The following is a 23,519-nucleotide window of genomic DNA, read 5'->3' as shown; positions in this document are numbered from 1 at the left end:
CTCCTTCAGCCCGCTTTACCGACCAGTAACCCACCGGTCCCGAGGACTGTAACCCGTCGCCGCAAGTACGCTCAACGGCCATGGATCTCAGGCACCTGGGCCGCACCGGCCTGCGCGTCTCCCGGCTCGGTCTCGGCACCCTCACCTGGACCCGCGACACCGGCGAGAACGACGCCTCGGAACTGCTGAAGACGTTCTGGGAAGCGGGCGGCACCCTGGTGGACACGGCCGACGTCTACGCGGACGGCGGTGCCGAATACCTGCTGGGCCGGCTGATCGGCGGCCTGGTGCCACGCGCGGACCTCGTCATCGCCACCAAGGCGGGCAGCGTGCCGGATCCGGACCGTCGTTTCGACTCCTCGCGCGGGCACCTGCTCGCCGCGCTCGACGCCTCCCTCGAACGGCTCGGCGTCGACCACGTGGACGTGTGGCAGGTGCACGCCTTCGACACGGCGACCCCGCTGGAGGAGACGCTCCGGGCCCTGGACATCGCGGTGAGCAGCGGCCGGGCCCGGTACGCCGGGGTGTCCAACTTCTGCGGCTGGCAGCTCGCCAAGGCCGCCACCTGGCAACTGGCCGCGCCGGACACCCGGTTCCCGCTCGCCAGCACCCAGATGGAGTACTCGCTGCTCCAGCGCGGGGTGGAGCGGGAAGTGCTGCCCGCCGCGCGGGACCTGGGCGTCGGACTGCTGCCGTCCTCACCGCTCGGGCGCGGGGTGCTCACCGGCAAGTACCGGCGGGGAGCCCGGCCGGCGGGCTCGCGCGGGGCGTCCGACCAGCTCGCGGCGTTCGTCGCGCCGTACCTGGACGAGGCGGCGGGCCGGATCGTGGACGCGGTGACGATAGCGGCGGACGGGCTCGCGGTGACCCCGCTCCAGGTGGCGCTCGCGTGGGTGCGCGACCGGCCGGGGGTGACGGCGCCGATCGTGGGCGCGCGGACGGCGCGGCAGCTCGCCGAGGCGTTGTCAGTGGAGGCCCTTAACCTTCCGGAGGAGATCCGCCGAGCGCTGGACGACGTCTCGGCGCCGCTGCACCGTTACCCCGACCAGGACTGGAGCTCCCTGTGACCGCCGAGAACGACGTGCCGCCGCAGGACGCCGCGGCCCAGCTCCGCGCCGCCGTGCGGGCCGTGGAGAGCGGCGAACGGCCCGCCGCCTCGTTCTTCACTCGGCCCGCTCCCCCACCGCCACGCCCGGCCCCGGCCCCGGCGCGGGCCGGAGGGGGTGCGGCACAGCGGACCGCCCGTGCGGTGTCCGTGCCGGACGAGGTGCCCGAGCTGCTGGCCAGGGGCGGGGCACCGGAGGCGCTCGCGCCCCGGGTGGTGGCGGCGCTCGGCGAGGGCGCGGCCGGCGAGCTGGCCGCCGATCCGTGGCGGCTGCTCGCGGTCGACGGGGTGCGTCCCGAGCAGGCGGACGGCTTCGCGCGGGCGCTGCTCGGACCGGAGTGCACCCCGGGCGACGCGCGCAGGACGCGCGCGCTGACCGGGTGGCTGCTGGAGCGCGCGGCCCTGGCCGGGCACACGGCCCTGGAGTCGGCTGCCGTGGCCAAGGGCCTGTCCCAGCACGGCGTTCCGGACCCGGACGAGGCGGTGCGGGACGCGATCGAGGCGGGCGCGGTGCTGGTCTTCCAGGACCGGGACCCGGACGCGGCTCCCGGCCTGGATCTCGACCCCGCTGCCGATCCGGATGCCGATCCGGATGCCGATCCGGAGATGGCCGGGGAGGCGGGGGGCGCGGTCCATGTGCTGCTCGGCCTGGAGCGGTTCGCGCTGGCCGAGGAGAGCCTGGCGGACGGGCTGTCCCGGCTGCGCGGCACGTTCGAGGCGCGGGAGGCCGACGACGCGGACTGGGCGGCGGTCGGCGCCGCCGCGCCGTCCCCGTCCGCCGCCGAGCTCATCCGGGCGGCGGCGGGCGGCCCGCTGGTGACGCACGCCGGCGGCGAGGCCGCGCGGGCCGAGCCGGCCGCGCTGGTCGCGGCGGCGCGGTCGCTCGGCCTGCGGGCGTTCGCCGCCACGCACGGACCGGACGGACGGCGGCGGCTGGCCGCGTTGCTGCCGGACGGTGACGCCGACGCCGCCGTCACGGTGGACGGGCTGCTCACCGGCCGGGAGGGTCCGGGCCGGGACGGCGAAGGGCTGCTCGCGCTCGACGTGCTCGCCGTCCTGGACGCCGCCCAGCTCGACACCGAGGCCGCCGCGGCGCTGGTCGAGTCGCTGCCGGACGGCGCGCGGCTGGTGCTCAGCGGCGATCCGATGCTGCTCGGCCCGGCCGGCGCGGGCCAGGCGTTCACGGACGTCCTGGCCGCCGGGGTCTGCCCGCACATCGTGTCGCGGACGCCGGACCCCGGCCCGGTCGGCGAGTTGGTCTCCGGCGTCGGCGCCGGGGAGTTGCAGCATGTGGCGGCGCCGGACAAGGAGGTGGTGATCGTGCCGGTGCGGGACGCGGGCGAGGCCGTGCACCGGGCGGTCCAGCTCGTCGCGGACTCGATTCCGCGCGCCTTCGGCCGCGCCGCGCACGAGGTACAGGTGATCACCCCGGGGCACGGCGGCGCGGCCGGCACCCGCGCGCTGAACGCGGCGCTGAAGGCGCGGCTCAATCCGGGGCCGGGCCGGTTCGGCGGGTTCGACCCGGGCGACCGGGTCGCGCACTCCCCCGCGCCGGGGCGGACCCGGCTGGCGACCGTGGCCGACGCCGACGCGGAGGGCCTGTGGCTGGAGGATCTCCAGGGCGGCGACGGCCGGTTCGCCGTGGCCAGGGAGCTGGTGGCGGACACCGTGCGGCACGGCTGGGCGGTCACCGCCCACCAGGCGGCCGGGAGCCGCTGGCCGGCGGCCGTGGTGGTGCTGCCGGGCGACGCGGTGCGGGACATCGACCGGGCCTGGCTCTACACGGCGTTCAGCCGGGGCGAGGCGCATCTGTCGGTGGTCCAGGGCGCCGGACCGGCGCTGGCCCGCGCGGTCGCCGCCCCGCCCGTGGACGCGCGCGGCACCCGCCTGCGCACGCTGCTGCGCGAGCAGGCGACGATCGCCGCGGCCGGGGCGCCGGTCGGTCGGTCGACCACCGGCGTCCGTTGATCAGTCGACGGTGTCCAGGTCGTCCTCTTCCTCGAACGCCTCGCTGACGTCGAAGCGGCAGACGACCCGCTCCAGGTCGACGGAGTCGAAGGGGGCGGCCAGCCACTCCCCCGGCTCGGCCGGCTCGTCGGCGGCCAGCACCCAGAGCGTGGAGTCGCCCTCCTCCAAGCCGAACTCCTTGTACCGAGAGGCGATTTCGTCGGGGTCGAACTCGCCGAACAGCACCCCGAGGGCGGCGTGCGTGCTGCGGGCGGCCGACTCCGGCGCGTCCGGTTCGTCCTCGTCCGTCGCCTCCGGGTCGAGCTCCGCGACCCGCTGCGCCTGCGCCAACAGCCGCCTCGGCTCGACCACCGTGTAGTCCCGGCGGATGAAGACGCTCAGCGCGTCGGGCTCCGCCGGTCCCGTATAGGGCGAACTGCCCTCCGTGTCCGGCACTTCGAAGGGCGTGACCTCGTCGTAGACGTCGTACAGCAGCTCGTCGTAAGCCTCGCCCGCGGCTGCCATCTCGTTGAACGCGGCGAAGACCGAGGCGTCCGCCTCGGGCCCCGCCGCGGGTGACGCCGCACGCCGTTCGATCGCGGCGAGGTGCCGGTCGATCGCCTCTTTCAGCGCGTCGGCGGCTGCGCGAACTTCGGCAGCCTGGGGCTGCACAGCATCAGACATGGTGCAGACGGTATCGGCATCCGGGGCTTGCCCGCACAATGGATTCGATGCCGGAATACGAGTTTCGCGATGTGTACGTGCCGCGGGGGGTCTCTCGCGCGGCAGCCACCCGTCTGCTGACGGAGCACGCCGAGTACGGACACTGGGAGCTGGCCCGGCTCCGCCTGTATCCGGACGGCAGCCGCCAGGTGCGCCTGCGGCGCCGGATCATCCGCCAGCTCCGCCCCACATGGTGACGAGTGGGCCCCGCCCGGAGGCGGGACCCACTCGTCCGGTCAGAACACTGGGCGGGATGCCCGTGTCTCAGCGCCGACGGGCCATTCGGCCGCGTTGGTAGAGCACTACGCCACCGACCAGAAGACCGGCGCCGACAGGCAGCGCGCCGCTCATGGCCAGGTCATCGCCCGTCTCGGCGAGCTGCCCGCCCTGGGGCTGGACCGCCTCGTCCGCCGGCTCGTGCTCCGGCTCCTCCGAGTCGGCCGGGGCCTCGTCGTCCGGAGCGGTCCCCTCGTCCGGCTGGCCGCCGGGACCCGGCTCGGCCGGGACCTCCGGCTCCTCCGGCTCTCCTGGCTCCTCCGGCTCTCCTGGCTCCTCCGGCTCTCCTGGCTGCTCCGGCTCGTGCGGCTGCTGGCCGCCGCCGGTGTTCACGCACTCGTTGCCGAACGCCGGGTTCAGCACGCCGACGACATCGACGGTGTTGCCGCAGGCGTTGACCGGCACGCCGACCGGGACCTCGACGTTGTTGCCCGACGCGACGCCGGGTGAACCGACCGCCGCGCCCTCGGCCTCGGCGCCGCTGGAGCCGGACGCCGCCTCGGAGCCGCCCTCGTCCTCACCCGGAGCCGGGGCCGGGGCCTCGCTGCCGCTCTGACCGCCGCCGTCGACATTCGCACAGCTGTTGCCGAAGGTCGGGTTCAGCGCGCCGACCACGTTGACGGTGTTGCCGCAGGCGTTGACCGGCACGCCGACCGGGATCTGGACGTTGTTGCCCGACGCGACGCCGGGTGAACCGACCGCCGCGCCGTCGGCATCCGCGCCGGCCGCCTGGGGCGAGCCGGTCGCGAAGGCCAGCAAGCCGCCGGCGGCGGCTACGGTGATCAGGCCCTTTTTCGTGACCTGTCGCATGGTTGTTTTCCCTGCCTCGTCATATATGGGACGCGGGGTGGGGGAATGAGGGCACCCGCGCCCGCTGTCGAGCCGAACGGCCCCGGAGTGCGAGCTCGCACCCCGGGACCGCGGTTCAAGCCCTCGTGGAGTGGGGCCAGGATCAGGCGTTGACGCAGGTGCTGCCGAAGGCGGGGTTCAGCAGGGCGACGATGTTGATCGTGTTGTTGCACAGGTCGACCGGGATGCCGATCGGGACCTGAACGTCGTTGCCGGAGATGATGCCGGGGGAACCCACCGCGGCGGCCTTCGCGTCGGCACCGGAGTCCGCCACAGCCAGGCCGGCTCCGGCCATCATCAGGCTGCCGGTAACGGCCGCGGTGGCGACGACCTTCTTGATCATTATTCCTCCTCGTTGACAAATGCGGCCCCAGCCGGGGACTGCACTGGTTGCAACGAGGCGGGCGAAAGCAGGGCACGAACCGTCACGATCTTTCACCCACTCTGAGGAATCTCACACGCTTGTGCGATTATTTGCGCGATGGCGTTCTAGCACTGATCGAGGAAACGATCGAGCACGCGCGCGCCGAACCTCAGCCCGTCCACGGGCACCCGCTCGTCCACCCCGTGGAACATCCCGGCGAAATCCAGCTCCGGTGGCAGCTTCAGCGGCGCGAACCCGAAGCAGCGGATGCCCAGGTCGTCGAACGACTTCGCGTCCGTACCCCCGGACAGCATGTACGGGACGGCGCGCGCGACCGGGTCCTCGGCCACCAGCGCGGACCGCATGGCCTCGACCAGGGACCCGTCGAACGACGTCTCCAGCGCCTTGTCGGAGTGCATATCCACGCGCTTCACCCGCGGGCCGAGGACGCGGTCGAGATCGGCGAGGAACTCGTCCTCGAAGCCGGGCAGGAACCGCCCGTCGACGTGCGCGGTCGCGGTGCCGGGGATGACGTTGACCTTGTACCCGGCGCCGAGCTGGGTGGGGGCGGCGGTGTTCTGCAGCGTCGCGCCGATGATCTTGGCGATGCCGCCGAGCTTGGCCAGCGTCTCTTCCATGTCCTCCGGGTCCAGCTCGGTGCCGAGCGCGTCGGAGAGCTCGTCGAGGAACGCCCGGACCGTCTTGGTCACCCGCACCGGGAACTTGTGCCGGCCGAGGCGGGCGACGGCCTCGCACAGCTCGGTGATGGCGTTGTCCTTGTTCGTCATCGAACCGTGGCCGGCGGTGCCCTCCACGGTCAGGCGCATCCAGTGCATGCCCTTCTGGGCGGTCTCGATCAGGTACAGCCGCAGGTTCTCGTTGACGGTGAACGAGAAGCCGCCGACCTCGCTGATCGCCTCCGTCACGCCCTCGAACAGCTCGGGGTGACGGTCCACCAGATACCGCGCGCCGTAGACACCGCCCGCCTCCTCGTCGGCGAGGAAGGCGACGACGACGTCACGCGGCGGCTTGCGCCCCGAGCGCAGCCGGTCGCGGACGACGGCGAGGGTCATCGCGTCCATGTCCTTCATGTCGACCGCGCCCCGGCCCCAGACGCATCCGTCGGCGATCTCGCCGGAGAACGGGTGGTGGGTCCAGTCGGCGGCGTCGGCGGGCACGACGTCGGTGTGCCCGTGGATGAGCAGCGCGGGCCGCGACGGGTCCTCGCCCTCGATCCGCGCCACGGTGGAGGCCCGGCCCGGGTGCGACTCGAAGATCCGCGGTTCGAGCCCGACTTCGGCGAGCCGCTCGGCGACATACTCGGCGGCGGCGCGCTCGCCGGGCCCGGAGTGATCGCCGTAGTTGCTGGTGTCGATGCGGATGAGGTCCTGGCACAGCCCGACGACCTCGTCCTCGGCGGACATCGCCCTCTGGCTGCCCCCGGCACGCTCCGGGCTCGGGCTCGACTGGCTCACGCTGCACTCCTCCTGCGGTGGGGTCCGCTCCCATCCTCCCCCGTTGGGCGGAGATCGCGTAGGCCGGGAGTTTTGCTATCGTTTCCCGCGTCGCCGCGACATCACACACCGTCCCGGCGTCACACCCCGTCCGGGTGGCGGAATGGCAGACGCGCTAGCTTGAGGTGCTAGTGCCCGTTTAAGGGCGTGGGGGTTCAAGTCCCCCCTCGGACACCACCAGTACGCTGGGCCCGTTCGGCTTCCCGGGTGATCAGGGCCTTGCCGCAGGCGGGCAGGCCGGGGGTCCGGAGCAGAGCGAGCTGGGTGCGGTGGTGGGCCTCGGCGAACGGCGGGAGCGCGGCCGGGACTTCCGGCTCGTACGGACCCGAGGCGGGCCGGTGGGCACGGGCACCGCGCCGGCCGACGGCGACCTGGCCGATAGGAGCCGTGCTTGACGCGGAAGGCGCTCCGGGGGCGACGTCCGGCGCACGGCGGCGACCGTCGACGCGGTCTCTCGCGGGAACAGGGCCTGACGCTCAGTGGGCGGTGTCACCTGCGCCGGGAGGCGATGGTGGTGGCGGGCACCATGCGGGGGCGGTGAGCAGGTGCAGCGCGCGCTGGCGGATGAGGGCGATCTGCGCCCCCCCCCCCAGCGAAATCCGATGTTCGGCCGGAGATCTGCTGGGAGTGCTTGCGGTAGCGGAGGGTCGGGGCTTCCAGCAGTACGCCGACGGCTCGCGCGGACGCGGCCATCAAGGTGCTCGTGTCTTCCATGCCGCGCATCGCGGACCACCCGCCCAGGGACAGCAGGAGGTCACGGCGCCACATCACGCCGGCCGGGTGCAGGGGCAGGCGGTAGCGGCCCGAGGCCGTCGTCCAGTGCTCCAGAAGGATGCCCCGGGGCAACGGGCCACCGCGCAAGGGAAGGGGGCGGTCGTGGAGTTGGCCGCTGGGCATCAGGTCGCGTGCGCGGCCCGCGGCGTAACCGGTCCGCGGATCGTCGCGCAGTGCCCCGGCGAGGAGCGTCAACGCCGAGGGTTCGAGCTCATCATCGGCGTCGAGGTTCTGAATCAGCGGCGCGCTGGAGCGCCCCAGGGCGAGGTTCCTCGCGACAGCCGGGCCTTCCGCGGTGCGGTGCGCGGCGATCTGGACCCGGCTGTCCACCGCCGCGCCGCAGGCGACCAGCGCGGCCCGCAACGCGCCGTCGTGCGGGCCGTCGACCTGTATCAGCCATCGCCAGTCCCGGTGGGTCTGGGCACGCAACGATGCCCACGCGGCGGCCAGGAACCTGGCATACGGCGCGTGGACAGCCGTCACGACATCCACTCGCATGGGCTCAGACTTTAGGCCGAAGATTCCTTGGGCGCACCGATTCGTGGTAAGTACGGGTGCATGGAGGGTAATTCGATAATCGCGCCGCTCAGCCGGGTCGCGACCGCGGACTCCCGCGAGCTGGACCGTGTGTGCGAGGAGGTCGCGGTATCGCTCCGCGCGGCCGGGACGGAGCCGCCGTACCAGCTCACCTCGGCCAACTTCGCCTCCGACCCCTTCTTGATCTGCGCCGACCGCTACTGGCGGTTGCGGTTCCTCGACCGGCCCACCGTGCGCACCGCCGCGGAGTGCGCCCGCTGGCTCCAGGCCCACGGCCCGGGCCGCGAGGACACCATCGGCCAGACCCACTACACCGAGATAGAGGAGAAGTGGGCTCTGGGCTACGCCTTCATCACCCGCGACAGCGAGGAGTCCCCCGCCGAGATCGCCGATGCCTGCGGCGACATCGTCGGCTCGGCGGACACCGCCTACTTCGCCGCCCTCTACCACGCCGGCAAACTGCGGGCGAACTTCCGCTTCGACGAACTGCACGGCTTCCTGGAGTCCTCCCTCCTCGCCCTGGCGGCCGGCCCCCACCGCGACGGCCCGCTGTTCACCGCGCTGCGCGCGTTCGCCGCCTGCGGCAGCCGCAGACTCACGGCCGAACACGCCGCCGACCTGCTCGACCACGCCTGGTTCTCCCCCCAGCGGACCCCGCACACCGTCGACATCTGCCTCAACGCCCTCGCCGCCGCAGCCCCGTTCCCCGCCCAGGGCGAGTTGCTGCGCGACCGGGCCCGCGAGGCGGCGACCCAGTGGCCCGAAAATCACATCTTCGTCTTCCGCCTGGCCACCGGACTCCACATGTGCCAGGAACACGACGCCGCCCTCGAAGCCGTCGACCTCGCCCTGGCACTGCTCCCGGCGATGGGCAGCCGGGGCAGCCACAAACAGCTCCAGGAGCAGTACCTCGCACGCCGCGAACTCATCCTGGAAGGACGACTGCGTGCCGCCGAAACCGCGTCCCACCGCCGTCGTTGGGAGGAGCAGAACGCGACGTACCGCAAGGTCGAGGCCCAGCTCAACGCCGCGACCAGTCACCTGATCACCATGATCACGGTCTTCCTCGCCGCCATCGCCTTCATCCTCAGCACCATCCAGCTCACCTACGGCGGTGATCTCCCTCTCGGCGACCGGATGCGACTCATCCTCGGCGAAGGCGCCGTCATGCTCGGCTTTTCCGGCCTGCTCATCCTCGGCACGCACCTCCTTCTCCGCTACCGCGAACGCCCCGAGCCGCCCAAGAGCGGACCGGACTGACCGTCGAAGCCCGCGGCCCCTTCGCAGACCCGGCTCGCCGACACAACGCCGCCGGTCCGGGCGGGACCGTCGAACGAGTGGTGCGTCCCGATCACCGAGGACGCGCCGGTGACCGGCGAGCACCTGGCCAAGAACGGTCCGGGCGAGGCGGCGGGGCCTCAGCCGGCGGTGGCGGTGGCGCAGCGGCTGCTGGAGTCCGCGCTTGAGGGGTGAGATGACCGACCACCTCGCGGCCGGAATTCCGGAGCACGCCGGGACGGTCGCACCCCGGACTCTTTTCCCTTCTTGGCCGCGCCCGGGAAATTCGGCCCGCCGCTGACGGAGGGCGGCGGGCACGCCGGATCCGCACCTCACCGACGAACGGAGTTCGCGCTCGCCGCGGCCGACCACGTGCTGTCCGGGGTGACGGACTCCGGCCGTCTGCCGCCGGCGGAGCGGGCGGGGAGCGGGCGGGGAGCGGGCGGGGAGCGGGCGGGGAGGTCATGGGCGGCGGTGTTCTGTTGCGGCCGTATTGCCGTGGGATGAGCGCGCCTTGCGGTCTCGTGGCCATCCGCCGACCCGGCTTTCCGGCCCCCCGGACCTGCCCTAACGTGGGTGGTCGGAGCCGACGCCGGGAACTCGCCGGCAAGCCGCGAGGAAGGGGAGCGCCGTGTCCGTCACCGACGAGTATCCGGCGAACAACGAAGCCTACGCGGCCCCCTTCACCGGCCCGCTGCCGCTGCCGCCCTCCCGGCAGGTGGCCGTCGTCGTCCGTACGGACACCCGGCTGAACGTCAACGGCGTCCTCGGCCCGCGGGAGGACGAGGCGCGTGCGATCCGGAACGCCGATGATGTGGTCACCAATGACGCGATCCGGTCACCAGCGATCAGCCAACGACTCCTGGGGGCACGGGAGATCATCCTTGTCCACCACACCGACCGCGGCATGACGACCTTCACGGACGACGTGGTCAAGCGCGGGATCGAGGAGGAGACCGGTCTCCGGCCCGGCTGGGCCGCCGAGTCCTTCCCGGACGCCGAGGAGGACGTGGCGCAGGCGGCGCGGCGCATCGCGGCCGGCCCGTTCGTGCCGCACACCGACTCCCTGCGCGGCTTCGTCCTCGACGTCGCCACCGGCCGTCCGAAGGAGGCCAGGTGAGCGTCAGGACGTTCGCGCGCCGCCCCGGCACGAGCTGTATCCCGGGCGCCGTGGGGCGCTGAACAGCCGCCTCGCGACCCGCCCTTGCCCGTCACCGCGCCGCCCGTGGCGCGTTCCTCACCATGCCTTCAGGCCGTGCCGAGCCGTGCCCTGCCGTATCGAGCTGCGCCGAGCCGTTCCGTTCCAAGGGGAAACCAGTCATGAGTCAGTCCGCCGAATCCGCCACTCCCGCCTGGTCGTTCGAGACCAAGCAGATCCATGCCGGGGCCGTGCCCGATCCGGCCACCGGGGCGCGGGCGGTGCCGATCTACCAGACGACCTCGTTCGTCTTCCGCGACACCGAACACGCCGCGAACCTCTTCTCGCTGGCGGAGCCGGGCAACATCTACACCCGCATCCACAACCCCACGACGGACGTCTTCGAGCAGCGGATCGCCGCGCTGGAGGGCGGCGTGGCCGCCGTGGCCGTCGCCTCGGGGCAGGCCGCCGAGACGCTGGCGATCCTGAACCTGGCGGGCGCCGGGGACCACATCGTCACCAGCACCTCTCTGTACGGCGGGACGTACAACCTCTTCCGGCACACACTCCCCCGGTTCGGCATCGAGGTCTCGTTCGTCGACGACCCGGACGACGTGGACGCCTGGCGGGCCGCGATCCGGCCGGAGACCAAGGCGCTGTTCGGCGAATCGCTGGGCAACCCGCGCGGCAACGTCCTCGACATCCGGGCGATCGCCGACGTCGCCCACCAGGCCGGCGTGCCGCTGATCGTGGACAACACGGTGCCGACTCCGTATCTGCTGCGGCCCCTTGAGCACGGCGCCGACATCGTGGTGCACTCGGCGACGAAGTTCATCGGCGGGCACGGCACGACCATCGGTGGCATCGTGGTCGACGGCGGCACGTTCGACTTCGGCGCGCACGCCGACCGTTTCCCCGGCTTCACCGAGCCCGACCCCAGCTACCACGGGCTGCGTTACTGGGAGGCCCTCGGCCCCGGCGCGTTCGCCATCAAACTGCGGGTGCAGCTGCTGCGGGACATTGGCCCGGCGCTCGCGCCGCACTCCGCCTTCCTGTTGCTCCAGGGCGTCGAGACGCTCAGCCTGCGCATCGAGCGGCACTCGTCCAACGCGCTGGCCCTGGCCGAGTGGTTGGAGCAGCGCGACGAGGTGCGCGCGGTGCACTACCCGGAGCTGCCGTCCAACCGCTGGTACGAGGCGGCCGGGCGCTATCTGCCCAACGGGGCGGGCGCGGTGCTCTCGTTCGAACTGCGGGACGGGGTCGAGGCGGGCAAGCGGTTCGTGGACGCGGTGGAGTTGTTCAGCCACCTGGCCAACATCGGGGATGTGCGCAGCCTGATCATCCACCCGGCGTCCACCACGCACAGCCAGCTCGACCCGGAGCAGCTCGGCGCCACCGGCACCGCCCCCGGCCTGGTCCGGCTGTCGGTCGGCCTGGAGAACGTCACGGATCTGAAGGCGGACCTGGCGGCCGGGTTCCGCGCGGCGAAGGGCGCGTCCTGACCGGGTCCGCGCCGCTCTCCCCCCTCCGGCCGGCGTCCGGCGCCTGGCAGGAGGGGGTCTCGCCGCCCGGCCGCCGCCGGTGGGCAACGCCGGAGAAGCCGCTGCCACTGGAGTCGGGGGGCGAACTGCCGGGCGTGCGGCTGGCCTACGAGACCTGGGGGCGGCCGGCGCCCGACGGGTCCAACGCGGTGCTGGTGCTGCACGCGCTCACCGGGGACAGCCACGCCGCGGGCCCGGCCGGCCCCGGCCACCCCACGCCGGGGTGGTGGGACCGACTGATCGGCCCGGGGCGGGCGCTGGATCCGGACCGCTGGTTCATCGTGGCGCCCAACGTGCTCGGCGGCTGCCAGGGCAGCACCGGCCCCTCGTCGTTCCGCCCGGACGGGCGAGGGCGGTGGGGCGGCGCGTTCCCCCGGCTGACGCAGCGCGATCAGGTGACCGCCGAGGCCGAGTTGGCCGACGCGCTGGGCATCGGCGCCTGGGCGCTGGTGATCGGCGGCTCGATGGGCGGCATGCGCGCTCTGGAGTGGGCGGTGTCGTTCCCCCACCGGACGCGGGCCCTGCTGCTGCTCGCCTGCCCCGCGGCGGCCGGCGCGGAGCAGATCGCGTGGGCGAACGTCCAGGTGGGCGCGATCCGCGCGGACCCGGGCTGGCGCGGCGGCCACTACCACGACGCACCCCCGGGCCACGGCCCGCACACCGGCCTGGGCCTGGCGCGGCGGCTGGCCCAGGTGACGTACCGCACCGAGGCCGAACTCCAGGCGCGCTTCGGCCGTTCGCCGCAGGGGGACGGCCGCTACCAGGTGGAGTCGTATCTCGACCACCACGCCGAGAAGCTGGTGCGCCGCTTCGACGCGGGCAGCTACGTGACCCTGACGGAAGCGATGAACACCCACGACATCGGCCGCGGCCGGGGCGGCACGGCCGCCGCGCTCCGCCGCGTGACGGCCCCCACCCTGGTGGCCGGCATCGACACCGACCGCCTGTACCCCCTGTCCCAGCAGACGGAGTTGGCCACCGGCATCCCCGGCGCCGACCACGTCCGCGTCATCGAATCCCCACACGGCCACGACGGATTCCTGATCGAGACGGACCAGGTGACGCCACTGATACGAGAGCTGACGGGCGACTGATCGCACGGTGCGGACGGGCCCGGAAGATGCTCGTGGGTGAGCGGCCGTTCGCCGTTTCCGGCACCGCGGAGTCCGCGTGAACCGCCTCTTCGACGGCACACCGACCACCGGGCAGGGGCAGCACCCAGCGCCCCGTGCCGGTCAGCGTGCCGTCGGAGGGGCGGGCACGGATCAGGCCGGGCGGGCACTGGGTTCGGCCACGTCGCCCAGAACTGCGGTGCCCGGCTCAGCCTCCGGTTACCAGTCCCGGGACAGGCGGCCCGGGGTCGGGAGCGATGATGGGTGCGACGCGGCAGCGGTCACCGACGGGCGCGCCCATGTGCCGCAATCGGTGGGTTGATTGACGCCTCGCTCGGATCCGCACGACCGGAATCACTCGACGGAGGCCCGGGCCTCGACAGACGGCGGCGGCAGCGGGGCGATCTCCCGGTCGAAGAAGTCGAAGAAGCTCTCGCCACGCTCGTAGAGCGCGCAGAACCCGGTCGAAGTCTCCTCGATCAGCCCCGGATCGGTGTACCGCTTGGCTCCAGCCGCGTTTCCGTCGTCGTCGTAGAGCACCTCGTACATCACCGAGTCTCCGAGGATCACCACCTCGGGAACGGCGGCGCCCTTCTCGATATCCGTGATCGTGCGGGCATCGATCACCCTGATCCGGTCGCCGAGCTCCACTCGGAGGCGCAGGACGAACAACTCCCACTGCACATACGGAGTCACCGGGAACTCGACGACGCGCAGGCGACGTTGCGTGATGCCGCGACGGACAGTGTCCCGGATCTGCTCGGCGTAGGTGTCGCGCCTCTCCTCGGCGAGCGAGAGCGCCTTCTCCCACTCCCCGGCCGCGAACGCTTCCCAGCTCGCGAAGCCCCGTTCCTTGAAGTGCTGGCCACGTTCGAGCTTGTGCAAGTGCCGGATACCGCTCTCGAAGACCCGGTAGAAATCCGCGTGATACGCGGGGCGGTCGAGGCGTTCGGACGCGCCTCGCGAGAATGAATCAAACATTGGGGATATCCGGCTTCGCCGCGATCATCATGTTCCTGGGGATTATCACGAGTCGTTCGTCACTGCCGATCGAGACTCCTGCGGGCAGGTTCTTGCCGAGTGATTCGGTGAGATCCCTGCCGATGATAGCGACATCCCCATTGTCCAGCTCCCAGATGTCGGGGCAGTCGGGAGTATCAGTCGTATGCCCTAATTCCTGGGGCGATTTGCCCCACCTCTTCTTGAATCCCGTTGCCGGGTCGGCTTCCCATGGCCTGGCCACAGTCATCATCCCCTCAGCACGCCTTACGGACCGTCGCAACCGTAGCATGTGACGCCCGGTCAGAGGCCCGAGCGCAGGAGCCTGTCGCAAATTGGCATATGCTGTCGTCAATTATCACCGGCCACCCAAATAGGGGTAACGATTTCCCCCCAACAGCACAAAGCCGCGTCAGCCTTGATCAATAAGGGTTTGTATTCGATCACAGCAACGGTAAGCTACTCGACCCGCCGGTAAACGGGCGAGTGATCGCCGCACTGCACAGCGAGGGAACAGTGAATGGGAGAAGCACCTCAAGCACTGAGGACACTGAGGACACGCCTGCCACTCAGGTGACCGAGGCATCCCCGCTTCGGCGGCGAGGAATCGCCGCGCACCGGTGCGCCTCCACTCGGCAGGCCGGAAAGCGATGAGCGGGGCGATGGACGGGCACGCTGAGGACGATGGCCGCGTCTACCAGGCATCGGGCGACCAGCACATCACCGAGCACCACCACTATGCGGACGGCGCCTTCACCGTGGGCGGCCCCGATTCCGTTCGCCGCCCCACGGTCGGCCGCTCGCCGGTCGTCCTGCGGGACCGAGCCGAGGTGCTGGAGCGCTTGCGGGAAGGCGTCACGTCCGGCCTCGGCGAAGTCTTTGTGCTTCATGGCATGGGGGGTTGCGGCAAGACAACCGTCGCATGCGCCGTCTTCCAGTTCGCCATCGAGGAGGGCGGCCGGATCGGTCTGTGGGTCAATGCCTCGGAGCGCGCGAGCCTGCGGGCCGGCATGCTGGCCGTCGCGGCCGACCGAGGCGCCGGCGACGGAGAACTGCTCGCCGCCCGCAATGGGTTGCGCCCCGCCGCCGATCTCGTGTGGGAGCATCTCGACCGGTCTGCGGAGCCCTGGCTGCTCGTCCTCGACAACGCGGACGATCCCGCGATCCTCCGCGACGGAAGCTGGCTGCGCACCAGTCCGCGTGGCACTGTCGTGGTCACCACCCGCCGGGCAGCGGCTCACTGGTGGCCAGGGGCGGAGTTGGAGCACATCGGCGTGCTGCCGCGCGAGGACGCGGCCCGGGTGCTGTGCGACCTGGCTCCGGGAAGCGGCACGCTGGAACAGGCGGCCGAGATCGCCGACCGGCTCGGACGGCTGCCGCTGGCGCTCACCCTCGCGGGCGGTTTCCTCTCTCACCAGATGATTGATCCTTGGACCATGGACGCCTATGGGCGCCATCTGGACGAAGACGAACGTGTCGAGCTGATCGACCAGGGAGCAGACGCATTGGCAGACGAGGATCCCCGGCACCTGGTGGGCCGCACCTGGCAGTTGACGCTGGACGCCTTCGAAACCCGGGGCTTGCCCGAGGCGGCGGCGCTGCTGCGACTGCTGGCTCGACTGGCGCCAGAACCTCTGCCCCTCTCGGTGCTGAACCGCCGGGAGATCGCGGGCGTGCTGCCGCGCGCCCGCGCCGAGACAGCGTTGAGAGCGCTGCTGGATCATTCGCTGACCGAGTTGGTCGATGCCGGGGTGCGCTGCGCGCAGAGCCACGGTGTCCTGCTGGACAGCGTCGCCGCCGCCACGCCGCCCGAGCAACTCCCCGCTCTCAACGCGACAGCCATCCGGTTGCTCGATGCCGCCGTCCCCGCCCAACCGGACGCGGGCCCCTACGACACCCGGCTCCGGTTGCTCGCGCCGCACCTGCTGGCCCTGTTGCGGCGTCTGACGGACCCGACGGCCATCCCCGGCATGCTGGCGGTCGCCGCGCGCCTGTCCACCGCACTGCACCGCACCGGCGACTATCTGTCCGCCTGGGAGAGCGCCCGAGCCGCGACGGCTCTCGCGGAACGGTCTCTCGGCGCGGATCACCGGCTGGTCCTGGCCACACGTTCGAGGGCCGGTCGTGCACTGTTCAGGCTGGGAAGATACGCAGAGGCCGAAACGCTGCTCCGCCGCGTCCGCACCGCCCAGGAGCGCCTGTTCGGGGCCGACGACCCGGACACTCTCGACAGTTGCCATGGCCTTCAGCTCGTGCTGGGCAATCTCGGCAGGCGCGAGGAAGCCCTTTCACTGGCACGGCGGACCGTGTCGGGCCGACAGACGGCGCTGGGGCGTTCTCACCCGCTGACCCTCCGCTCACGGGCCGGCCTGCTGGTGCTGCTCTCCGCATCCGAGCTTCCCGCCGAGGACGAGGGCGCGCTGCTGTCCTTGCCCGAGGAGTGCGTCCGCCAACTCGGGCCCGACCACACCGTCACGCTGGGGGCCAGACACAACCATGCCTGGGCGCTGTACGTGCTGGGGCGCTTTGACACGGCCGACGCCGAGATCCGGCTGGTCACCAAGGCGTACCAGCGTCGCTTCGGCCCGGACTACCCGATCACGCTCGCGGCACAGCAGTTGCTGGCCCGGACCCAGTCGGCGCTCGGTCACATCGACTCGGGGATCGCGCTGATGGCCGATGTCGTGACCAGACGCGAACGCGCCCTGGGCGCCGACCACCCCTTCACAACCGCGAGCCGGGACCTGTTGACTGAGCTCGGATCGGGACGATGGCGCCCGCCTCAGCCCCCCGGCTGAGGGGGCGAGCGACCGGGAGATGCGTCGACCACCGCCGGGTGCCGTTGGCGCGGCGGTCCGGTCGGGAAATGCGGAAAAGCCCCGCTACCCGGGGGTGCGGGTAGCGGGGCTGCGAGGTTCTTCGGTTGGGGTGGTCGGGGGGCGGGGGCGGGGGCGGGCTTCGATCAGGGTGGCGGCCAGGGCGGCGGTCAGGGAGACCAGGCCGCCGACGTAGAGGCCGGAGCGGGCGCCGAGGAGTTCGGAGAGCCAGCCGACGAAGATCGCGCCGAGGGGGGTGGAGCCCTGGAGGATCAGGGTGTAAAGGGCCAGCACCCGGCCCCGGTACTGGGGGTCGCTGCCGAGCTGGATGCGGTGGTTGGCGGCCTGGGCGAAGTAGATCGAGGTGAAGCCGGTGAGCGCCATCAGCACCACGGCGGCGCCGTAGGTGGGGGCCCAGCCGGTGAGGGTTTCGGTGACGCCGAACGCCAGCGCCGCGCCGATGACCGTGCGGCTGGACGGCCGGCCGCGGCGGCCGGTGGCGGCGAAGGCGGCGATCAGTGATCCGGCGGCCAGCGAGGTGGTGAGCAGGCCGAAGGAGGTGGCGTCGGCGTCGAAGACGGTCTTGGCGATCAGCGGCACGGTCAGCTGGAAGTTGAGGCCGAACAGGCCGATCACGGCGACGAGCGAGATCGGCAGCATCAGGTCGGGCCGGCTGCGCATGTAGCGCAAGCCGTCGAGCACGCCGCCGCGGGCGGACTGACGGGCGTCGCGCAGGAGTTCGGCCGGGCGCATCATCCGCAGGCCGACCACGGTGCCGAGGTAGCTGACGGCGTTGATCAACATCACCGGGCCGGTCCCCCAGGCGGTGATGAGGAGACCGGCGACGGCCGGGCCGACGACACGGGCGACGTTGAAGTAGGCCGCGCTCAGGGCCGAGGCGTTGGGCAGGAGGTCGGCGCCGACCATCTCGCTGACGAACGCCATCCGGGTGGGCACCTCGACGGCGTTGACGGTGCCGAGGGCGAGGGCGAAGAGATAGACGTGCCACAGCTCGACCGCGTCCGTGACCACCAGCAGGCCCAGGGCGAGGGCGAAGACGCCGGAGATCACGTTGGAGACGGTGAGCAGCAGCCGCTTGTCGTACCGGTCCGCGAGCTTCCCGCCGTAGAGCGTCAGCAGGAGCAGCGGGGTGAACTGGAGCGCCGTCACCAGGCCCAGTGCCGTTCCCGAGTCGTCGGTCATGCCGAGCACGAGCCAGTCCTGGGAGACGACCATCATCCAGGTGCCCGCGACGGAGACGACCTGTCCGCCCGCGAAGAGCCGGAAGTTGCGGACGGACAGGGAGCGGAAGGTGGTGGTGAGGATCTTCTTCATGGGCCCTCGGTCACACCCGGGCCGGTGCGGGGGCCGTCGACGCGCGCTGGGCGACGCACTCCTCCAGGAACGCCAGGGCCCGCAGGTGGTAGGCGCGGGCGGACCAGCCGAGGCTGATGTTGTGGCCGGTGTCCGGCTGGCGGTCGACGAGCACGCGGGGGGCGGCGAGCCGGGAGGTGAGGTCGGCGACGGTCTCCTCGTCGTGGTGCCACCACGTCTCGTGCTCGGCGAACGTGAGCCGCACGGGCACGCGGACGCGGGCGGCGACGCCGGGGAAGATCTCGTGCCAACGGGCCACTTCCTGCCGTTCCCTGGGCGGCATGGGCTTCACCATCGAGGTGCTGAAGCGGAAGGTGTTGGGCGGATACAGGCTCAGCTTCCCCCAGTTGAGGGTCCAGTGCCCGTGCCGCCGGTCGTTGGGGAGTTGCTCGGCGGTGGCGGCGTAGCGGTGGCCGCAGCCTGAGATGTCGATGCCCAGCCACCGGTCGTCGGCGTCGTCCGCGGCGGCGGTCAGGGCGAGTTTGCCGCCGTAGGAGTGGGCCAGGACGAACAGCCCGGCGCCGGTGTCGTACCGGGCCATGAAGTCCTCCAGGCCGGCGTGCAGGGCGGCGGATTGCTCGGCGAGGGTGGCGCCCTCGGGGAGCTGGGCGGCCGAGTCGCCGTAGCCGGGGCGGTCGACGGCCAGCACGGTGTAGCCGAGGCTCGCGCCGAGAGCCAGCAGGGAGGTGCTGGGGTGGGCCTGGCCGTCGAAGTAACCGGCGCTCATACCGCCGCCGTGCAGCGCGACGACCGCGGCGCGCGGGGGGCCTTCGGGCTCGATGAGCAGGCCGGAGAGGGTGACACCCGCGGCGTCGAGGGTGATGCGCCGTACTCCGGGCGAGGCGTCGAGGGTGGGCGTGGTCATCTGCACGTCACTGCTCCTTCTCGAAAGATGGTGCGTACGGCCGTCCGGCCCGCGCCGGGCCCCCGGAGGGGACAAGGTCCGGGGACGCGACGGGGACGGTGTGAGGTGAACGCGCCCCGCGGGTTCAGTGAGAGGATCCGGCGGTGCCGGCTCCGGTCAGAACTTCCAGAGCTGCTTCTTGTGGTAGCGGGATTCCCAGAAGAGCTTGTTGAGGGCGCGGGCGGGCGGGGGCATGTTGACCAGGAACTTCTGGCGGTCGGCCGCCGAGATGCTGTCGAGGATCCAGGGAATGTAGACGGCGGCGCCCTTGATCCCCTGGGCCTGGGCCATGCCCTTGGCGAAGTTCGTCCAGTCGGCGTTGGTGCACGTCTCCTGGATGAGCGGCAGCGCGCTCTCTTCCTCGTGCTTCATGTGGAAGCCGAGGACGGCGCCGAGCTCCTTGATCTTCTCGATGAGGTCGGGCGACTTGGCCGCCAGCGCCTCGTCGACCGCGGTGAGGACGGGGTCGAGCTGGCCGTGCTCGGCCTCCATCTCCCGCAGGAGTTCGTTCGGTTCGGGCTTGTCACCCACCTTGCTCTGGACCGTGGGCCACAGCCGCTCGTCCTCGACGGTGTGGTGGATGTGGAGCTGGTGCTTGAAGTTCTCCCAGCCGGCGCGGACTTCAGGCGTGTCGGTCTTGCCGGCGACGGCGGCGGCCTCCAGGCGCTCCAGGTCGCGACGGAAGGCGTCGTGCGTCGCGAACATGACGTCGAAGTTGATCTTGTCCTGCTGCGCGTCAGCCATAATGCGCGCTGTCCCTTCTGTGGACATCGGTTCATCGGTTCTGCGGCGAGAACGTACGGAGGCCGTTCCCGGCGAATTCTGACGACGAATGCGGCGGGCCCGGCCGGAGGAACCGTTCACCAGGCGACTCTCGGCACACTGACGCTCAGCTCCCTGCTGCCAAGAGGGAGCTGACGTCGTGGATGTGACATCAGCGGCCCGAGGTGAGACGCAGGCCACATTTCCCGTCATCCGCCGTCGCGATGTCACACTCGGGCGCCCACCGGCCCTCTCATCTGGGAGCGCATCACACGGGAGGCACACCATGTCCGACACCCCGTCGGGAGACCCGGCAGGCATCGGGACCGGTCCGGAGGACTCGTCCGTCGACGCCGCGACGAGCGTCTTCGTCGGCCACCGTGAACTGCTGTTCTCCATCGTCTACAACATGCTGGGCAGCGTCGCGGACACCGAGGACGTGCTCCAGGAAACCTGGCTGTCCTGGGCCCGCAAGTCCGGTCAGGCCACGGCGCCGGAGATCGACAACCCCCGCGCTTACCTGATCCGCATCGCCGTCAACCACGCGCTCGCGCGCCAGGCGACGATCAGCCGCCGTCGCGAGACCTACGTCGGTCCGTGGCTGCCCGAGCCGCTGGTGACCGACGCCTCGGACGGCGACAACGCCGCCGAGGCGGCCCTGCGCACCGAGTCGGTGTCGATGGCGCTGCTGGTCGTGCTGGAGACGCTGACTCCGCTGGAACGCGCGGTGTTCGTGCTGCACGAGGTCTTCGGTTACGCCCACACGGAGATCGCCGAGATCCTGGGCCGCACGCCGTCGGCCGTGCGCCAGCTCGCGCACCGGGCGCGGGAGCACGTGCAGGCCCGGCGGCCCCGGTACCAGGCCGACCCGGACCTCCAGCGGCGGATCACCGAACGCTTCGTCGAGGCCGCGCTGGGCGGCGACATCGCGTCCCTGATGCAGATGCTGGCGCCCGAGGTCACGTTCTGGACCGACGGCGGCGGCAAGACCCGCTCGGCCGGGCTGCGGCCGGTCAAGGGCCGCGAGAAGGTGGCCCGCCTGATGGCGGGTTACGCCTCCCGACCGCCGAAGAACTTCGACGTGCGCTACATGCACGTCAACGGCGACCAGTCGGCCGTGGTGTTCTCCGGCGACTCGCCCTACGCGGTGGTGGTGATGGATCTGACCCCCGAGGGGGACCAGGTCCGCGAGGTGTACGCCGTCACCAACCCCGACAAGCTGGCCCACGTCCGGCTCGCCGAGGAGCCGGTGACGGACGAGGACGACCGGGACCCGGCCGACGCCCGGTAGACCGGAAGCGATGCCCCGTGGGCCGGGAACGGCGACCGCTCGGGGCGGTGCGCCATGGTGCGGCGTGACCCGGCCCCGAAGGGGGGACTCCCTCGGGGCCGGGCGGTGGCGGCCGTCAGGCGGCGGTGAGCGGAAGCACCCCCGCGCGGCCGTCACGGGCCAGGAAGCGGTTCCGGACGGGTTGGGAGAACCGGTCCCGCACCTGGGTCAGGATCGCCTTGTACTCCGCCTCTTGTTCGGCGGTCCAGGCGATCTGCGGAGGTGGTGTCTTCTCCTGCCGGGGCGTGCCCCCGGCACGCTGGACGGTACCCGGTCCGGTCACGAAGATCGCGACCACCGAGAGTTGCGGCTGGTCGAGGTTGGCAGCCGCCGGCTCCCGGCGGTGAGCGGTGCGCTCGGTCGCGGACATGTGACGTCCTTCCACTGGGTGTTACGTGGTGGTGTCCTTGTCGGCGGGCGCGCCCATGAGGTCCAGCACCCTGCGCTCGCGGAGGTCCTCCTCCGCCGTGTGCTCCACCCGGGACATGGCCAGCCGCAGCAGTGGCGGGGCCATGACGGAGGTGAGCACGGCGACGAGCACGATGATGCTGTACATCTCGACGCTGAGAAGTCCGAGGCGAACGCCGATCATGGCGATGATGACTTCGATCACGCCCCGGGCGTTCATGCCTGCGCCGAGGGCGAGCGATTCCCACTTGGTCATCTTGCTGAACATGCCGCCGACGAAGGCTCCGAGGAACTTCCCGACGACCGCGACGGTGACCACCGCCAGGGCCCACAGGGCGATCTCCGGGTCGCCGAGCGCCGTGAGGTCCATGCGCAGACCGGCGGTGGCGAAGAAGATCGGGGCGAGCACCGTGACCACGGTGGTGTTGAGGGGCTCCAGGGGCCGGACGTCGACGTCCTTGGCGGAGCCGATGAGGATGCCGCACAGGAAGGCGCCGAAGACGGCCTCCAGTTCCAGCGCGTGGGTGCCGGCCGCGGACAGTATGGTCAGCACCACCGCGGTGACGATGGGCAGCCCGCGCACGCCGGAGCGGATCGCGGCCTGCATGACCATGCGGACGACGACCCGGCCGACGGTGACCATCACCAGCAGCACGATCGCGAGGTGACCCAGCGCGGTGGCCACGTCTCCGCCGCTGAGGCCGGAGGCGGTCGCCATGGCGGCCACCAGCGAGACCAGCACCCAGCCCACGGCGTCGTCGATGGTGCCGGCGACGAGGATCATCTGGCCGATGTTGCGGTGGATCAGCTTCAGGTCCATCAGCGTCCTGGCGATGACCGGGATGGCGCTGACGCACATGGCGACGCCGACGAAGCACGCGAACACAGCCTGGTCGGCGCCGTCCTCACGGAGCGAGCCGGGCAGCAGGAAGCCGAGCCAGACCCCGAGGCCCAGCGGCAGGATCAGGCCCGCCGCGCTGACCGTGGCGGCCCGGGAGCCCTGCCTGCGGACGAGTTTGAGGTCCAGGTGCATACCGGTGAAGCCGACGAGCAGGATGACACCGAGCTGCCCGAGAGCGTCGAGCAGGTGCATCTGGGCGGGGTCCTGCGGGAAGAGCCATCCTCCCAGGTCGGGGAAGATGTTGGACATCAGCGAGGGCCCGAGCAGAACGCCGGCGGACAGCTCGCCGACGATGGCGGGCATGCCGAGTCTCTCGGCCACCCGGCCGAGCAACATGGCGAGGAGGAGGAGCACGCCGACCTGGGTGAGCAGAACCAGCAGCTCATGGTGCGCGATCGGGGGGACCGCGGCGGCAGCGAACATCATGGGGATTCCTTTCGCTCATGGGTCATGAGCGTCGTCGCCTCGCTGCCGGACAGGGGCCTCGGCGGTGCCCGGCAGTCAGCCGTGCCCGCGATCGACCGGGGGTATTGCACCGTTGGGACATCCCCGCGTAACGTGTTAAGCGGATGAGTGGATCCCTGAGTGCGGGAAGCCGGAAGTTCGTGGGCCCGACACGGCGTAACGACAGGGTGTGCGTGCGGGGATGGCCGCGCGCACGGCGTCGTTGGGTGCGCGGGCATGGTGCGGTGGTCGTGCTTGCGCTCCAAGAAGCGGCAGGCGCAGTGTAATTGGCCAACTGTCTTCTGAGGCCGACTTTCTGACGAACCATCTGGAAAATTCTCTGGGGATGGTTCCTCGACGGACAGCTTGCCCACTCCCGCGAGCGACCATGCGGCCGGGTTGATCATGCCATCGGGGAAACAC

At 71.6% G+C, this 23,519-nt stretch carries 21 protein-coding genes and 1 tRNA gene; 10 read left to right on the top strand and 12 right to left on the bottom strand.

The genetic code is table 11. From position 1 onward, the window contains the following. Positions 1-80: 80 nt before the first annotated feature. Both OIE51_RS24295 and OIE51_RS24290 read left to right on the top strand, forming a co-directional pair. Complete coding sequence (locus OIE51_RS24295) at positions 81-1,067, top strand: aldo/keto reductase (protein WP_326599936.1); 987 nt, start codon at positions 81-83, stop codon at positions 1,065-1,067. Next, positions 1,052-3,073: a helix-hairpin-helix domain-containing protein gene (locus OIE51_RS24290; protein WP_442812077.1), complete on the top strand. Its 2,022-nt coding sequence runs from the start codon at positions 1,052-1,054 to the stop codon at positions 3,071-3,073. The genes OIE51_RS24295 and OIE51_RS24290 overlap by 16 nt, the downstream gene beginning before the upstream one ends. Here OIE51_RS24290 and OIE51_RS24285 read toward each other — a convergent pair whose 3' ends face one another. After that, positions 3,074-3,736, bottom strand: coding sequence for a hypothetical protein (locus tag OIE51_RS24285; protein WP_326599932.1), 663 nt, complete (start codon positions 3,734-3,736; stop codon positions 3,074-3,076). It lies immediately after the preceding gene. 47 nt (positions 3,737-3,783) lie between these two features. Between OIE51_RS24285 and OIE51_RS24280 the strand changes: the two genes are divergently transcribed. Beyond that, positions 3,784-3,972 carry a DUF5703 family protein gene (locus tag OIE51_RS24280; protein WP_326599931.1) on the top strand — a complete coding sequence of 63 codons (189 nt, stop codon included), beginning with the start codon at positions 3,784-3,786 and terminating at the stop codon, positions 3,970-3,972. 67 nt (positions 3,973-4,039) lie between these two features. Here OIE51_RS24280 and OIE51_RS24275 read toward each other — a convergent pair whose 3' ends face one another. The 3 genes from OIE51_RS24275 to OIE51_RS24265 form a co-directional block, all read right to left on the bottom strand. Next, positions 4,040-4,861 carry a chaplin gene (locus tag OIE51_RS24275; RefSeq protein WP_326599930.1) on the bottom strand — a complete coding sequence of 274 codons (822 nt, stop codon included), beginning with the start codon at positions 4,859-4,861 and terminating at the stop codon, positions 4,040-4,042. A 142-nt stretch (positions 4,862-5,003) separates the two neighbouring features. Continuing rightward, entirely contained in the window at positions 5,004-5,243 is a 240-nt protein-coding gene (locus tag OIE51_RS24270; RefSeq protein WP_326599929.1) for a chaplin, read from the bottom strand. Between the two features lie 146 nt (positions 5,244-5,389). Beyond that, positions 5,390-6,688, bottom strand: a complete 1,299-nt coding sequence (locus OIE51_RS24265) for a M20/M25/M40 family metallo-hydrolase (protein WP_326600781.1) — start codon at positions 6,686-6,688, stop codon at positions 5,390-5,392. A gap of 179 nt (positions 6,689-6,867) precedes the next feature. Between OIE51_RS24265 and OIE51_RS24260 the strand changes: the two genes are divergently transcribed. Then, positions 6,868-6,955, top strand: a tRNA-Leu gene (locus tag OIE51_RS24260). Between the two features lie 312 nt (positions 6,956-7,267). On the opposite strand, the gene OIE51_RS24255 is transcribed toward OIE51_RS24260, so the two are convergent. Next, on the bottom strand, positions 7,268-8,050 hold the full coding sequence (locus OIE51_RS24255) for a glycosyltransferase family 2 protein (RefSeq protein WP_326599928.1): 783 nt from the start codon (positions 8,048-8,050) through the stop codon (positions 7,268-7,270). A 60-nt stretch (positions 8,051-8,110) separates the two neighbouring features. Between OIE51_RS24255 and OIE51_RS24250 the strand changes: the two genes are divergently transcribed. The 4 genes from OIE51_RS24250 (at position 8,111) to metX (ending at position 13,140) form a co-directional block, all read left to right on the top strand. Next, complete coding sequence (locus OIE51_RS24250; protein WP_326599927.1) at positions 8,111-9,349, top strand: hypothetical protein; 1,239 nt, start codon at positions 8,111-8,113, stop codon at positions 9,347-9,349. Positions 9,350-9,998: 649 nt separating this feature from the next. Then, positions 9,999-10,487 (top strand): beta-class carbonic anhydrase, encoded by a 489-nt coding sequence (locus OIE51_RS24245; RefSeq protein ID WP_326599926.1) that lies wholly within the window; start codon positions 9,999-10,001, stop codon positions 10,485-10,487. Positions 10,488-10,687: 200 nt separating this feature from the next. Beyond that, a complete protein-coding gene (locus OIE51_RS24240) occupies positions 10,688-12,007 on the top strand; it encodes a bifunctional o-acetylhomoserine/o-acetylserine sulfhydrylase (protein WP_326599925.1) in 1,320 nt (439 codons plus the stop codon). Further along, positions 12,004-13,140, top strand: coding sequence for a homoserine O-acetyltransferase MetX (gene metX, locus OIE51_RS24235; protein ID WP_326600779.1), 1,137 nt, complete (start codon positions 12,004-12,006; stop codon positions 13,138-13,140). The genes OIE51_RS24240 and metX overlap by 4 nt, the downstream gene beginning before the upstream one ends. 372 nt (positions 13,141-13,512) lie before the next feature. Here metX and OIE51_RS24230 read toward each other — a convergent pair whose 3' ends face one another. Then, positions 13,513-14,139, bottom strand: coding sequence for a DUF6879 family protein (locus OIE51_RS24230; RefSeq protein ID WP_326599924.1), 627 nt, complete (start codon positions 14,137-14,139; stop codon positions 13,513-13,515). After that, the gene (locus tag OIE51_RS24225) at positions 14,132-14,401 is read right to left on the bottom strand and encodes a hypothetical protein (RefSeq protein WP_326600777.1); all 270 of its coding nucleotides are present in this window, start codon (positions 14,399-14,401) and stop codon (positions 14,132-14,134) included. Before OIE51_RS24225 ends, OIE51_RS24230 begins: the two co-directional genes overlap by 8 nt. A 418-nt stretch (positions 14,402-14,819) precedes the next feature. Here OIE51_RS24225 and OIE51_RS24220 point away from each other — a divergent pair, with 418 nt between their 5' ends. Further along, on the top strand, positions 14,820-16,955 hold the full coding sequence (locus OIE51_RS24220; RefSeq protein ID WP_326599922.1) for a tetratricopeptide repeat protein: 2,136 nt from the start codon (positions 14,820-14,822) through the stop codon (positions 16,953-16,955). A gap of 84 nt (positions 16,956-17,039) precedes the next feature. Here the strand turns inward: OIE51_RS24220 and OIE51_RS24215 are convergent, their stop codons facing one another. The 3 genes from OIE51_RS24215 to OIE51_RS24205 form a co-directional block, all read right to left on the bottom strand. After that, positions 17,040-18,308: an MFS transporter gene (locus OIE51_RS24215; RefSeq protein WP_326599921.1), complete on the bottom strand. Its 1,269-nt coding sequence runs from the start codon at positions 18,306-18,308 to the stop codon at positions 17,040-17,042. Between the two features lie 10 nt (positions 18,309-18,318). Continuing rightward, positions 18,319-19,212: an alpha/beta hydrolase gene (locus tag OIE51_RS24210; RefSeq protein ID WP_326600776.1), complete on the bottom strand. Its 894-nt coding sequence runs from the start codon at positions 19,210-19,212 to the stop codon at positions 18,319-18,321. A 156-nt stretch (positions 19,213-19,368) separates the two neighbouring features. Next, on the bottom strand, positions 19,369-19,995 hold the full coding sequence (locus OIE51_RS24205) for a hemerythrin domain-containing protein (protein ID WP_326599920.1): 627 nt from the start codon (positions 19,993-19,995) through the stop codon (positions 19,369-19,371). A gap of 304 nt (positions 19,996-20,299) precedes the next feature. On the opposite strand from OIE51_RS24205, the gene sigJ reads away from it, so the two are divergent. Continuing rightward, positions 20,300-21,304 (top strand): RNA polymerase sigma factor SigJ, encoded by a 1,005-nt coding sequence (sigJ, locus tag OIE51_RS24200; RefSeq protein ID WP_326599919.1) that lies wholly within the window; start codon positions 20,300-20,302, stop codon positions 21,302-21,304. A 115-nt stretch (positions 21,305-21,419) separates the two neighbouring features. Here sigJ and OIE51_RS24195 read toward each other — a convergent pair whose 3' ends face one another. After that, a complete protein-coding gene (locus OIE51_RS24195; RefSeq protein WP_326599918.1) occupies positions 21,420-21,713 on the bottom strand; it encodes a hypothetical protein in 294 nt (97 codons plus the stop codon). 21 nt (positions 21,714-21,734) lie between these two features. Then, entirely contained in the window at positions 21,735-23,078 is a 1,344-nt protein-coding gene (locus tag OIE51_RS24190) for a cation:proton antiporter (protein WP_326599917.1), read from the bottom strand. Positions 23,079-23,519 lie beyond the last annotated feature (441 nt).

Source organism: Streptomyces sp. NBC_01803 (assembly GCF_035917415.1).
Classification (GTDB): Bacteria; Actinomycetota; Actinomycetes; order Streptomycetales; family Streptomycetaceae; genus Streptomyces.
The sequence above is the reverse complement of the archived record's forward strand: the minus strand, read 5'-3'. Positions and strand labels throughout refer to the sequence as shown.

Excerpts from the sequence above, each read along its gene's own strand:
- OIE51_RS24295 (WP_326599936.1), top strand. The coding sequence starts at position 81 with ATGGATCTCAGGCACCTGGGCCGCACCGGCCTGCGCGTCTCCCGGCTC.
- OIE51_RS24285 (WP_326599932.1), bottom strand. The coding sequence starts at position 3,736 with ATGTCTGATGCTGTGCAGCCCCAGGCTGCCGAAGTTCGCGCAGCCGCC.
- OIE51_RS24280 (WP_326599931.1), top strand. The coding sequence starts at position 3,784 with ATGCCGGAATACGAGTTTCGCGATGTGTACGTGCCGCGGGGGGTCTCT.
- OIE51_RS24275 (WP_326599930.1), bottom strand. The coding sequence starts at position 4,861 with ATGCGACAGGTCACGAAAAAGGGCCTGATCACCGTAGCCGCCGCCGGC.
- OIE51_RS24270 (WP_326599929.1), bottom strand. The coding sequence starts at position 5,243 with ATGATCAAGAAGGTCGTCGCCACCGCGGCCGTTACCGGCAGCCTGATG.
- OIE51_RS24265 (WP_326600781.1), bottom strand. The coding sequence starts at position 6,688 with ATGTCCGCCGAGGACGAGGTCGTCGGGCTGTGCCAGGACCTCATCCGC.
- OIE51_RS24255 (WP_326599928.1), bottom strand. The coding sequence starts at position 8,050 with ATGCGAGTGGATGTCGTGACGGCTGTCCACGCGCCGTATGCCAGGTTC.
- OIE51_RS24250 (WP_326599927.1), top strand. The coding sequence starts at position 8,111 with ATGGAGGGTAATTCGATAATCGCGCCGCTCAGCCGGGTCGCGACCGCG.
- OIE51_RS24240 (WP_326599925.1), top strand. The coding sequence starts at position 10,688 with ATGAGTCAGTCCGCCGAATCCGCCACTCCCGCCTGGTCGTTCGAGACC.
- OIE51_RS24230 (WP_326599924.1), bottom strand. The coding sequence starts at position 14,139 with ATGTTTGATTCATTCTCGCGAGGCGCGTCCGAACGCCTCGACCGCCCC.
- OIE51_RS24220 (WP_326599922.1), top strand. The coding sequence starts at position 14,820 with ATGGACGGGCACGCTGAGGACGATGGCCGCGTCTACCAGGCATCGGGC.
- OIE51_RS24215 (WP_326599921.1), bottom strand. The coding sequence starts at position 18,308 with ATGAAGAAGATCCTCACCACCACCTTCCGCTCCCTGTCCGTCCGCAAC.
- OIE51_RS24210 (WP_326600776.1), bottom strand. The coding sequence starts at position 19,212 with ATGACCACGCCCACCCTCGACGCCTCGCCCGGAGTACGGCGCATCACC.
- OIE51_RS24205 (WP_326599920.1), bottom strand. The coding sequence starts at position 19,995 with ATGGCTGACGCGCAGCAGGACAAGATCAACTTCGACGTCATGTTCGCG.
- sigJ (WP_326599919.1), top strand. The coding sequence starts at position 20,300 with ATGTCCGACACCCCGTCGGGAGACCCGGCAGGCATCGGGACCGGTCCG.
- OIE51_RS24195 (WP_326599918.1), bottom strand. The coding sequence starts at position 21,713 with ATGTCCGCGACCGAGCGCACCGCTCACCGCCGGGAGCCGGCGGCTGCC.
- OIE51_RS24190 (WP_326599917.1), bottom strand. The coding sequence starts at position 23,078 with ATGATGTTCGCTGCCGCCGCGGTCCCCCCGATCGCGCACCATGAGCTG.